Source organism: uncultured Veillonella sp., assembly GCF_938010505.1.
Classification (GTDB): Bacteria; Bacillota; Negativicutes; order Veillonellales; family Veillonellaceae; genus Veillonella.
This window is the reverse complement of record NZ_CALLVP010000006.1, coordinates 1-11,751: the sequence shown is the minus strand read 5'-3', so window position 1 is coordinate 11,751 and position 11,751 is coordinate 1. Positions and strand designations below refer to the sequence as shown.

9 protein-coding genes are annotated in these 11,751 nt (G+C 40.5%); 3 read left to right on the top strand and 6 right to left on the bottom strand.

What is annotated here, in order from left to right; translation table 11 throughout:
• Nucleotides 1-488, bottom strand: a 488-nt coding sequence (locus Q0507_RS00300) for a cyclopropane-fatty-acyl-phospholipid synthase family protein (protein WP_298710699.1), incomplete at its 3' end; no start/stop codon positions are given.
• A 352-nt stretch (nucleotides 489-840) separates the two neighbouring features.
• Between Q0507_RS00300 and Q0507_RS00295 the strand changes: the two genes are divergently transcribed.
• From Q0507_RS00295 to Q0507_RS00285, 3 genes are all read left to right on the top strand, one after another.
• A complete protein-coding gene (locus Q0507_RS00295) occupies nucleotides 841-2,202 on the top strand; it encodes a hemolysin family protein (RefSeq protein ID WP_298710697.1) in 1,362 nt (453 codons plus the stop codon).
• A 368-nt stretch (nucleotides 2,203-2,570) separates the two neighbouring features.
• Complete coding sequence (locus tag Q0507_RS00290) at nucleotides 2,571-3,635, top strand: efflux RND transporter periplasmic adaptor subunit (protein WP_298710694.1); 1,065 nt, start codon at nucleotides 2,571-2,573, stop codon at nucleotides 3,633-3,635.
• Nucleotides 3,632-6,694 carry an efflux RND transporter permease subunit gene (locus Q0507_RS00285; RefSeq protein ID WP_298710691.1) on the top strand — a complete coding sequence of 1,021 codons (3,063 nt, stop codon included), beginning with the start codon at nucleotides 3,632-3,634 and terminating at the stop codon, nucleotides 6,692-6,694. The genes Q0507_RS00290 and Q0507_RS00285 overlap by 4 nt, the downstream gene beginning before the upstream one ends.
• A gap of 219 nt (nucleotides 6,695-6,913) precedes the next feature.
• On the opposite strand, the gene Q0507_RS00280 is transcribed toward Q0507_RS00285, so the two are convergent.
• The 5 genes from Q0507_RS00280 to Q0507_RS00260 form a co-directional block, all read right to left on the bottom strand.
• Complete coding sequence (locus tag Q0507_RS00280; protein WP_295816959.1) at nucleotides 6,914-7,231, bottom strand: YbjQ family protein; 318 nt, start codon at nucleotides 7,229-7,231, stop codon at nucleotides 6,914-6,916.
• 177 nt (nucleotides 7,232-7,408) lie between these two features.
• The gene (locus tag Q0507_RS00275; protein WP_298710688.1) at nucleotides 7,409-8,890 is read right to left on the bottom strand and encodes an amino acid permease; all 1,482 of its coding nucleotides are present in this window, start codon (nucleotides 8,888-8,890) and stop codon (nucleotides 7,409-7,411) included.
• A gap of 10 nt (nucleotides 8,891-8,900) precedes the next feature.
• Nucleotides 8,901-10,802: a DNA topoisomerase (ATP-hydrolyzing) subunit B gene (gyrB, locus tag Q0507_RS00270; protein WP_298710685.1), complete on the bottom strand. Its 1,902-nt coding sequence runs from the start codon at nucleotides 10,800-10,802 to the stop codon at nucleotides 8,901-8,903.
• 77 nt (nucleotides 10,803-10,879) lie between these two features.
• Nucleotides 10,880-11,128, bottom strand: a complete 249-nt coding sequence (locus Q0507_RS00265) for a DUF370 domain-containing protein (protein WP_298710683.1) — start codon at nucleotides 11,126-11,128, stop codon at nucleotides 10,880-10,882.
• A 13-nt stretch (nucleotides 11,129-11,141) separates the two neighbouring features.
• Nucleotides 11,142-11,751 (bottom strand): DUF721 domain-containing protein (locus tag Q0507_RS00260; protein ID WP_298710680.1); only part of this gene is annotated, 610 nt, incomplete at its 5' end.

Here is an 11,751-nt window from a genome sequence, read left to right as displayed (position 1 = left end):
AAGTTCTCCACCTCTTCATTAACATAATAGAAAAATAACTTAATCTCCCGAGGATGATGGTATAGCGAATCAAATACATTTCCTAATACCCGCTTAATCGTATGAAGGGCAAAGGGATTAAAGAAAAAGCATCGATCCGCCTGATCCGGTAACTCGTAGAGAGCCGCATCACCGAGGACAAAAGACACACGATTACGCGCTGCTGGGCTTTCACCATTGAGCAAAGCCTTTTCGTATAATCGTTCATCATATTCGATGCCGATAGAATGACAGCCCGTTTGGTAGGCCATAAAAATGCTAACACGACCCTTGCCACTGCCATAGTCGATGAGGGTATGTTTCTTGCGAATATAGCCACTATTCGCCAAACGTTCCAAGACGCAATAATCCGTTGGCTCGTACGGATGATGCTCCGTATCAGATCGGCTATCATCGCGACCAGCAGTCTTTATATTTAGTAAACTTTCCCATTCTTGCTCTGTTACCATCTATGTAATCCTATATGAAGCCCAAATTATATGAACTAATAATTAATACTAATCTTATTTCTATACATACTATACCCTTGTTAGAGTATTATTTACAAATTAAATCAATCATGTATCATAATAGATAACAAAGGAAATAAATATTTTTGTAGAATTTAATGCATGCAAAAGGAAAAGGAGGACGGCAACCCTCCTTTTTCTGTGCTAGTTAATAGTATATAACAAAAGCACCCATATCGGGTGCTTTTGTTATATGAAATACTTATTAATGCCAATATGGTATACTAATAATAATATTTCTATTATTCTCATGTGCAGAATTGTATCTCATTAAAAAGGAGTATCTACTTACATGGACAGTGATCTGACCTTAGATTTTATAATTATCATCGTATTAATCATCGCAAATGGTTTGTTCTCCATGACGGAGTTAGCCATCGTGAATGCGAAAAAACGTAAACTTGAAGAGTTAGCTGAAGCAGGCAATGAACGCGCGAAAAAGGCCTTTGAATTATCGGAGAATCCAAATGAAATGTTCTCTACCATTCAAATCGGCATCACTCTTGTCGGCGTTTTAACCGGTTTGTATTCTGGTGCTACCTTCTCTGGTCCATTAGAAGAAATTTTAGTTACTAATATTCCAAGCATCGAACCATACGCAGCCTCTGTGAGCTCTTTTATTATCGTTGCGATCATCACCTATTTATCCCTCGTTATCGGCGAGCTCGTGCCAAAACGCTTGGCCTTAAATAGTCCTGAAAGCATCGCCGTTGTGGTAGCAAAACCAATTTATTGGCTATCTGTAGCATTAAAACCAATCGTTAGCTTCCTCGGCATTTCCACAGAATTCCTCTTAAAAATACTAGGCGTTACTGTAAAAGAAGAAGCTCCCGTTACAGAGTCTGAAATCAATAAAATGCTGACCGAAGGCGTTGCCATGGGTGCTTACGAAGAGGAAGAGCCAATCCTCGTAGAGAATATCTTCCATCTCGCAGACATGAACGCTGGCGACGTTATGACGCCTCGTACACAGCTCAAATGGATTGACCTAAACGGCACCGAAGACGAAATTATGGAAGTCCTCAAGAATGCCAATCATTACCGCATTCCTGTGGGCACCGACTCTTTAGACGAACTAAATGGCCTCGTTACCGTATCCGACGTATTAGTTCAAATTATGCAACGTCCTAGTGAAAGTTCCATTCAAGACATTATCAAAACTTGTTTGAAAGAACCTGTTCTCGTTCCTGAATCCATTCCGCTCATGAAATTATTGAACGTTCTTCGTTCTGAAGGCGTTCACGAAGCTATTATCCTCGATGAATATGGTGGTTTTACTGGCCTTGTAACCTTGCATGACATCATGGAAGAAATCGTAGGCCTCATGCCTTCCGGTGAAGAAGAAATCAAGGAAGAGGAAAACAAGATCATCGAACGCGATGGGGCATGGCTCGTAGATGGCCTACTCAACGTAGATGAATTTAAAGAATTCTTCCACATCGATCAAGAATTACCAGGCGAAGAAGACGACTTATATAAAACTATGGGCGGTCTCTTAAATGTTCTTTTCGGTCGTATTCCAAAAGAACTAGACAAGGCAAAATGGGATGGCTATACCTTTGAAGTCATCGATATGGACCATACTCGTATCGATAAAATCCTTGTAACCTATGAAGAACCTATCGTAGAACAAGAAGAAGAAAAATATAAATAGACAAAAGCTAAAGAAGTGAGTTCTCTTACTATGAGCTGTACCCTAAAATTGGACATAATTTTTGGGATACAGTTCAATCACTGGAGGACTCACTTTTTTACTACCAATTTATGTTCATAAATTAAGTGATACATATATTATCAAAATATAGCGATTACTTTTAAAAAATACCACCAATTATGTTAAAAAAGTATATAATTCTTTTATTTTCCGCATAAAGACTAGAATTATCGATATAAATATAGTATCATTAAATTGTATAAAATATATAATTAGAGTTTTCTAATGTAAATATAGAGTCCTATGAATGCTATCTATGTGTGGTTCTGTGTCATAGGACTGTATGTGGTAGCAAAAGGAGAGATTCTATGAATCAACGAGTCATAGCGACCATAGGGGCCCTCTTAATAGGGACTGCCGTCATAAGTGGTTGTGGATCAGAAAAACCACCTGAGGATACAAGCCTTAAGGTGCGCACCATCACTATTGGTGAAGAATCAGGCACTACGAGTGCTGGATACTCAGGCACCATCCATAATAAAACGGAAACAAATTTAGCCTTTCAAATTGGAGGGCGCGTGCTCAACAAATTCGTCAATGTTGGTGATACGGTTCAAGCAGGGCAAGTGATTGCTCAAATCAATGGTTCTGATACGGAATCACAGGTGCAAAATGCAGAAGGTGCCGTAAAAGCAGCTCAATCAGCCTATGAATTGGCAGAAACCAATGCTAAACGATACCGCGAACTTTATGCTCAACAAGCAATCAGTAAGTTGCAGTTAGAGCAAGCGGAGAACCAATTGAATGCGGCCTCTGCTCAGCTACAACAAGCGGAAGCAGGTCTCAATTTAAGCAGTAATCAAAATAGCTATACCAATTTAATAGCCCCAGATACGGGCATTATTACGGCTCTCAATCTTGAAGCAGGTCAAGTCGTAGCGGCTGGTCAAAGCATTGGTACCCTGGCGGCTGGCCATGAACCAGAAGCGGTTATCGCTTTGCCTGAACAAGAATTGATTAAAATTCATGTAGGTAGCCCTTCTAACATTACATTTTGGGCCTTACCAGATGTGACCGTCCAAGGTGTGGTTCGTGAAATTTCACCAGTTCCTGATCCTGTGGCAAGAACGTATGCGGTAAAAATCGCTTTACAAAATCCGCCTAAGGAAGTCCAACTAGGAATGACTGCAAATGCTAATCTCACAACAACAGATACTAGCAATATTACGATTCCATTGACGGCTTTGGTAAAAGACTCAAACGGCAATAATGCAGTCTATATCATCCGCGATAAGAAGGCTCACCTCGTTCCTATCAAGACTGGTGATTTTGGTCAAAATTCAGTTATGGTCACATCTGGCTTAGCTAAGGGTGACATTGTTATCACCGCAGGTACCCAACAGTTACAAGAAGGGACGGCGGTTAGTCAATGAAACAGTTTAACTTAGCCGAATGGGCTCTCAAACACAAGTCCATTATCTACTACTTCATGGCTGTGCTCCTCACCTTCGGTATCTTTTCATTCACCCATATGGGACGCATGGAAGATCCAGACTTTACGATGCGCACCATGGTGGTCGGTGTTGCTTGGCCAGGGGCTTCCCCTCAAGAAATGTCGGATCAGGTAACGGACAAACTAGAAGAAAAATTACGCGACCTTCCTGGCATAGATTACACAAAATCTTTTACAGACGGCAGCAAATCGATTATTTATATTAATCTGAAAGAAGATTTACCATCCGATAAAATCCGTCCCGCCTGGGAAGAAGCGCGGAATATGATCAACGACGAATGGAAATCACTACCCCAAGGCGTTCAAGGGCCGATGATCAACGATAGGTTTGACGACGTATATGGCATTATTTATGCCATCAGCGGTGATGAATATTCGTACGAAGAAAAACGGCAACAAGCAGAGGACTTAAAACGTCAGCTCTTATCTGTTCCAAATGTTAAGAAAATCAGCCTCATTGGCGTACAAAAACAAACTTTAGATGTAACGATTGATAAGGATAAATTAGCATCCTATAAAATAAGTACTCAACAGATATTAACGGCCCTCAAACAACAAAGTATGATGGTCCCAGCTGGTGTAGTAACGACGGATACGAACAATGTATACCTCCGCGTAAATGGTCTATTCGATAGTCCCCAAGCAGTGCGAGATATGCCACTTCGCATCAACAATCAAACGCTGCGCCTCGGCGATATAGCTGATGTAACCATGACATATCAAGACCCTAGCAATCCACAGTTCTACTTTGAAGGCAAACCAGCCATTGGTATCGCCATTTCTATGGATGCAGGGGGCAATAATATCGAATTCGGCGAAGCCATCGACAAAAAACTCGCAGAATTAAAGAAAACCATTCCTGCAGGCCTTGAACTCAATCAAGTATCGAATCAGCCTCACATCGTTAAGGAATCTATCGGCGATTTCTCTCAATCCTTATTTGAAGCCATCGCCATCGTATTGCTTGTAAGCTTTGCATCTCTTGGCTTACGAACAGGTATCGTTGTAGCTCTCACCATTCCAGTGGTTGTGTCTACTACCTTTATCTTAATGTATGAAAGCGGCATTTACTTACACAAGGTTAGTCTTGGTGCCCTCATCTTATCACTAGGCCTCCTCGTAGACGATGCCATCATCGTTGTAGAAATGATGAGCGTTAAGCTCGAAGAAGGTTGGGGCCACTTTAGATCGGCTACCTTTGCTTACCAATCTACAGCATTCCCTATGCTATCTGGTACACTCATTACCTGTGCAGGCTTATTGCCATTAGCACTAGCGCAAGGGATGGTAGCAGAATTTACAAAATCTCTATCCATTGTTGTATTTATGGCACTCATCCTATCTTGGTTTGCCTCTGTTCTCGTCAGCCCTGTTCTCGGTTATAAAATCATCGAAAACAAGGCTCCAAAACCCGAATCGGAATGGACTAAACGAGACCATATCATGCACAAAATGAACGTGACCTTCTATGAAAAGTTTGAAAAACTATTACATTGGGCTCTAGGTCACCACAAGATAGTATTACTAGCCACCTTAGGTGCATTTGTGTTATCTCTACTTTCACTACCATTGATTAAACAGGAATTTTTCCCATCATCAACGCGTAATGAAATCATTATATCCATGCAGTTTCCTCAAAGCTCGTCTATCGAGTACACCGCTAACCAAGCAAAACTCATCGACGAACATTTACAAGGTGACGAACGGATTTCAACTTTTACATCCAGTATTGGAGAAGGTTCTCCTCGTTTCGTTCTCACCTTGGAACCTGAATTGCAACGAAACAATTTCTTACAATATGTGATCGTTACAAAATCCTTAGAGAATCGAGACAAACTATATGATGAATTAACATCTTATTTAAATGAACAATTCCCATCAGCCCTTGTAAATGCGCAATTTGTACAAATTGGGCCTCCATCTAAATATCCAGTTATGCTCCGCGTAGCTGGTCCTGATCAAAAAGTGGTAAAAGAAATTGCCAACCAAGTAAAAGCAAAAATGCAAGACGATAAAGACTTACAAAATATCGCCTTTGACTGGCCAGATACAGAACCTGTAGCCAATATTCACATCGATCCGAACAAGGCACGCCTACTCGGTGTCGATAGTTACGCTGTTTCCTTGCACTTACAAAGTCTATTATCTGGTACAAAAGCTGGTGAATACTACGAGGGTAACCAAACTATTCCTGTTACATTCCGTTTAGGTGGCAATGAACAGCACAATTTAAGTGCTCTTTCTTCCTTACCGATTCAAACAGGAAACGGATCCTACGTACCACTTAACCAAATTGCAACGATTTCTATGACTCAAGAGGATGGTATCATCTGGCATCGCAACATGATGCCTACCATCAGTGTTCATGCCAATGTAAAAGCAGGCGTTTTAGGCAATGCTAAAACTAAAGAAGTATATCAATCCTTACAAGACGTTCGTAACTCTTTACCTGCTGGGTATACCATTGAACTAGACGGCGCCGCTGAAAAGAGCGTAACTGCGGTCCAAAAACTATTACTACCAATGCCGATTATGCTCTTTGTAATCATGACAATCCTCATGTTCCAATTGAAGCGTATCGCTCTCATGGTAATGGCTTTACTCACAGCTCCACTTGGTCTCATTGGTGTCGTATTGGCACTGAATATTACGAGAACGCCGTTAGGCTTTATGGCCATTCTAGGAATTATCGCCCTCTCGGGTATGATCATCCGTAACTCCATTATCTTGTTAGACCAAATCGAAATCCACAAAGCAGAAGGCCAAGAACCTCGTGAAGCGATTATCAACTCCGCTACACTTCGTTTCCGCCCTATCATGCTCACCGCTATCGCAGCGATTTTAGGTATGATTCCGCTCATGGGCTCTGTATTCTGGAGCCCACTTGCCATCGCCTTTAGTGGCGGCTTACTCGTGGCAACGGTACTCACACTCATCGTATTGCCAGTCATGTACGCGAGCTGGTATAAGGTAAAATAACTAATATTAACCTAATGAAATATTTAATATTTTCCTAACGAAATAACTACTATTTACGTAACGTCATAAAATCTAACATTAACTAGTAACTTCATTTCCTTAGTAAAAATCCCCTAATCTTTGTAAAAGTTTTACGCTTTAACATCGATTAAGGGATTTTGTTTTATTTTGTTTATTTATTTAGTTTGTCTTATTTGATTTGTCGTTTTTTATTTGGTATTAAAGTACTACAGCAGTGCCTGTACATGTAATCATGAGCATGCCGCCATTTTGACCCAATGTATTATATTCAAAGGATACGCCAATAACACCATTAGCACCAAGATCTTTAGCACGTTTAGCCATTTCATCAAGAGCTGCTTGGCGAGCTTTCATCAAAGAATCTTCATAACTAGCACTACGACCACCAACGATGTCGCGAATGCCAGACATAAAGTCTTTTACGAAATTACGACCTTCTACTACTTCACCAAATACAACACCTTTGTACTCTTGTACAGGTCTGTTTTCTACATGCATAGTTGTTGTAATAATCATAAGTCGCTCCTCTTTATATAAAAACAATTATCATATATATCATACAATATAACTATAAAAAATTCTAATACTATTCATAAATAATAAAAATCCTACTTAACCATACTTTCACAGGAAAGAATAGATTAAGTAGGATTTTATTATGTCTTATTAATTAACTATTGATTGAATCAACCATTATCTATCGAAGTCACGATCAAGGTTAACTTCTTTCAACGGCACAAGTTTAGTTTTGTTGAGATATTTGTAACCAAGGTAAACTGCGAAGAAGATTGGCAAGCCAATGTACGCAACGGATACGCCGTACCAGTCGATTGTGTCGCCTGTGAAAGCGGAGTAGTTTTGACCAGCAATGATGATGACGCAAAGAATGAACGCCAAGATTGGGCCAACTGGGAATAACCACGCTTTGTATGGCAATTCACTAAGATCTCTTCCTTGAGCAATGAAAGCGCGGCGGAAACGATAATGAGATACTGCGATACCAACCCATGCGATGAAACCGCATAAACCAGAGATATTAACAATCCATGTATAAGCTGTACCTTCGCCAATAAAGCTTGTAAGGAATGCAAATAAACCGATTGCTGTCGTTAAGATTAACGCAGGCACTGGAACGCCGCGTTTATTTAACTTAGCAAAAATTTGAGGTGCTTGACCTTCCTTAGCGAGTGCATACAGCATACGCGTAGAAGAGTACAAACCAGAGTTACCAGCACTCAATACAGCCGTTAAGATAATAGCATTGATAAAGCTAGCAGCAAAGGCAAAACCAAAGCGGTCAAATACGAGTGTAAATGGAGAAATAGATACGTTCTCTACACTAGAGTTCAACAAATTTGGATCTGTGTACGGAATCAAGAAACCGATAACCGTGAAAGCACCGATATAGAACAATAGAATACGCCAGAAGATTGTATTAATCGCTTTTGGCACGTTCTTTTCAGGGTCTTCCGCTTCACCAGCGGCTACGCCGATAAGTTCAGTACCTTGGAAGGAGAATCCTGCCACCATAAAGATAGCGAGAATAGATTCCCAACCACCTACAAATGGAGCTTCTCCTACGGTCCAGTTCGCAAATCCTGGAGATGTGCCACCTATGCCAAAGATAAGCATAAAGCCACAGAATAGGAATACGAATACGGTAATCACCTTGATGCTAGAGAACACATATTCACTTTCACCAAAGGAACGAGTAGATAAATAGTTCAAACCGAATAAAATGAGCAAAAACAGAGCAGACCATACAATGGCAGGCACATCAGGAAACCAATATTTCATGATAAGCGCCCCTGCTAATACTTCAGCAGCCAAAGTAATAGCCCAGTTAAACCAGTAGTTCCAACCTAAGGCAAACCCAAAGGCAGGATCTACATAACGTTTTGCATAAGTCCCGAAGGAACCTGGAATTGGTAAATATGTGGCCATTTCCCCAAGAGATGTCATAAGGAAATAAACCATGATACCAATGAGACCGTAAGCTACAAGAGCACCACCAGGGCCAGCTGTACTTACGACTTCACCACCAGCAACGAATAAACCTGTACCGATAGCACCACCCAAAGCGATCATATTCATATGACGCGCCTTTAGGGAACGTTTTAGGTGTTGATCTTTGTTAGACGTAAACTCTACGTTATTATTATGATTATCAGACATGGGTCACCTCTTACAAATCTAAATTACGCACGTATTTTGCGTTATCTTCAATAAATTTACGACGAGGCTCTACCTTATCCCCCATGAGGACCGTAAAGATTTTATCAGCTTCGATGGAATCTTCTAAACTAACTTGTAAAATCGTACGATTTTCAGGGTTCATTGTAGTTTCCCATAATTGTTCAGGATTCATTTCACCTAAACCTTTATAACGTTGAATTGTAGTGCCATCGCGGCCTACTTCATCAAGTTTAGCAGTCAACTCTGCATCAGAGTATACATACCAGTGAGACTTGCCCTTCTTGATTTGGTACAAAGGTGGTTGGGCAATATAGATATGGCCTTCCTCTACCAATGGTTTCATATAACGGTAGAAGAATGTTAATAACAATGTACGAATGTGAGCGCCGTCAACGTCCGCATCTGTCATGATGATAATCTTGTTATAACGGGATTTTGTAATATCGAATTCTTCCCCAATTCCAGTACCAAAAGCGGTAATCATGGAGCGAATTTCGTTATTAGCCAAAATCTTATCAAGGCGTGCCTTTTCTACGTTAAGAATCTTACCACGCAATGGCAAAATTGCTTGGTAACGACGGTCACGACCTTGTTTAGCAGAACCGCCCGCAGAATCACCTTCGACTAGATAAATTTCAGTCATAGATGTATCTTTTTCGGAGCAGTCCGCCAATTTACCAGGAAGGCTAGATACTTCCAACGCATTTTTACGGCGAGTTAGGTCGCGGGCTTTACGAGCGGCCTCTCGAGCACGGCTTGCCATCGTTGCTTTTTCGATAATTTTCTTCGCATCTTGTGGATGTTCTTCAAAGAATGTTTTAAGACCATCAGACACGATAACGTCGGTAATACCTTTAACTTCGCTATTGCCCAGTTTAGTTTTTGTTTGGCCTTCAAATTGAGGTTCCAAAACTTTCACAGATACAACAGCTGTCAAACCTTCACGTACGTCCTCACCGGAAAGATTAGACTCATTTTCCTTGATCAAACCAGATTTACGGCCGTAATCATTGAGGGTACGAGTCAAGGCAGCACGGAAACCAGATAGATGAGTACCACCATCAATAGTGTTGATATTATTTACGAAGGACAACAAGTTTTCACTATAGCTATCGTTATACTGCAATGCTACGTCTACAACTACGTCATCTTTTGTATTTTCAATATTGATAACAGTTGGGTTAACTGCTTCTTTATTTTCGTTCAAGAATGTAATGAAAGAGCTCAAACCACCTTCATAGTGGAAGCTTTCAACACGAGGTTCCTCTAAGCGCAAATCGCTCAATGTAATGCGAAGACCTTTGTTAAGGAATGCCAATTCTTGTAAACGCATTTTCAAGGTATCAAAGCTGAATACAATAGTTTCAAAGATCTCAGCATCTGGCTTGAAAATAACTGTAGTGCCAGTACCTTCAGCCTTGCCGATTTCGTGCAACTCGGAAGTCTTATGACCACGAGCAAAGGTAATTTCTTGAATGATATTGTTTTGGGCTACTTGAACCTTAGTCCATTCACTCAACGCATTGACTACGGAAATACCTACACCGTGAAGACCACCAGATACCTTGTAGCCGCCACCGCCGAATTTACCACCTGCATGCAATTTCGTTAATACTAGCTCTACCGCAGACATACCAGATTCATGCATTCCTGTTGGAATACCACGACCATCATCGACAACGGTAACACTGTTATCTGGATTGATGGATACTTCGATATGTGTAGCGTAACCAGCAAGCGCTTCGTCTACAGAGTTATCTACAACTTCGTATACGAGGTGATGCAAACCACGAGCAGACGTACTACCAATATACATCCCTGGGCGTTTACGCACCGCGTCTAGACCCTCAAGAACTTGAATATTCTGAGCGCCATAATTTTGTTCAGGCATGAAACAAACTCCTCCTAACAATCTATCATACTGTACTTGATTGAAATAAAGTGACAAAACATGTACAGGATTAAACTTTATCTTCTTATTATACTATAAAACTCATCAATCCGCCTCATTAAAGTCTTAATACTGATACCAGATCCATAAACACAATCATCAGTGACCACATACGTCTTGATTTGCTCCTCTGGTACCATGGCGATATATTCTAGCGTTTCATAATGATGAATAGGACTTTTATGGGACTTTCCACCCTTGGCATGCACCATAGTTATAATGGATTCGATAGGTACGGAAACGGTATCTCCAATATGAACGTACATAGGAATGCCTCCTCTACTTTTCTAATGTCCCATTTAATGAATCAATTTTTCGCTGTTCCTCTTCTGCTAGGAACTTTGATCGATATTTATTACACAAATTGATGACGTGCTGATCCGTCAACTCATCAGGCTTTTTATGGGTGATGAGCATGGCCACCATAAACATATGACGGCGATTAATAGATCCTTTATAAATCTTATCTAGGTAAAAGTATATGGATTCCCGCATCGCTTCTGCAAAGTCTGGAAAACTACACTTTATAAACTGCTGACAGTCGCTATATTTAAAGTACGGATACTTTCTAATAACCGCCTTAATATCCTTGATATGAGCCCGATGCAATTCATATTCACAAGTAGGACAAATTTCCTTTTTAGATTCCATGTGCATGCCACATCGCTTACAACGATGATACCCATGCTGCTCTAAATATATTTCACGCTTTCGAGCCGTAATTTGTACTTTTCTAAAAGCAGCTCGTAATTCTTCGTTATCCGTTTGTTCTAAGGATTTATCGATGGCGTCTACATCTTCTTTTGAAAGCACGATATTAGCAAAATTAATACATTTTGTAATAATCTGTTCATCAGGAATCGTGAGAGATGTATTAATTTCTACTTTC

What these genes read in the sequence shown, in the direction of transcription:
- Q0507_RS00295 (WP_298710697.1), top strand. Translation starts at nt 841, where the DNA reads ATGGACAGTGATCTGACCTTAGATTTTATAATTATCATCGTATTAATC.
- Q0507_RS00290 (WP_298710694.1), top strand. Translation starts at nt 2,571, where the DNA reads ATGAATCAACGAGTCATAGCGACCATAGGGGCCCTCTTAATAGGGACT.
- Q0507_RS00285 (WP_298710691.1), top strand. Translation starts at nt 3,632, where the DNA reads ATGAAACAGTTTAACTTAGCCGAATGGGCTCTCAAACACAAGTCCATT.
- Q0507_RS00280 (WP_295816959.1), bottom strand. Translation starts at nt 7,231, where the DNA reads ATGATTATTACAACAACTATGCATGTAGAAAACAGACCTGTACAAGAG.
- Q0507_RS00275 (WP_298710688.1), bottom strand. Translation starts at nt 8,890, where the DNA reads ATGTCTGATAATCATAATAATAACGTAGAGTTTACGTCTAACAAAGAT.
- gyrB (WP_298710685.1), bottom strand. Translation starts at nt 10,802, where the DNA reads ATGCCTGAACAAAATTATGGCGCTCAGAATATTCAAGTTCTTGAGGGT.
- Q0507_RS00265 (WP_298710683.1), bottom strand. Translation starts at nt 11,128, where the DNA reads ATGTACGTTCATATTGGAGATACCGTTTCCGTACCTATCGAATCCATT.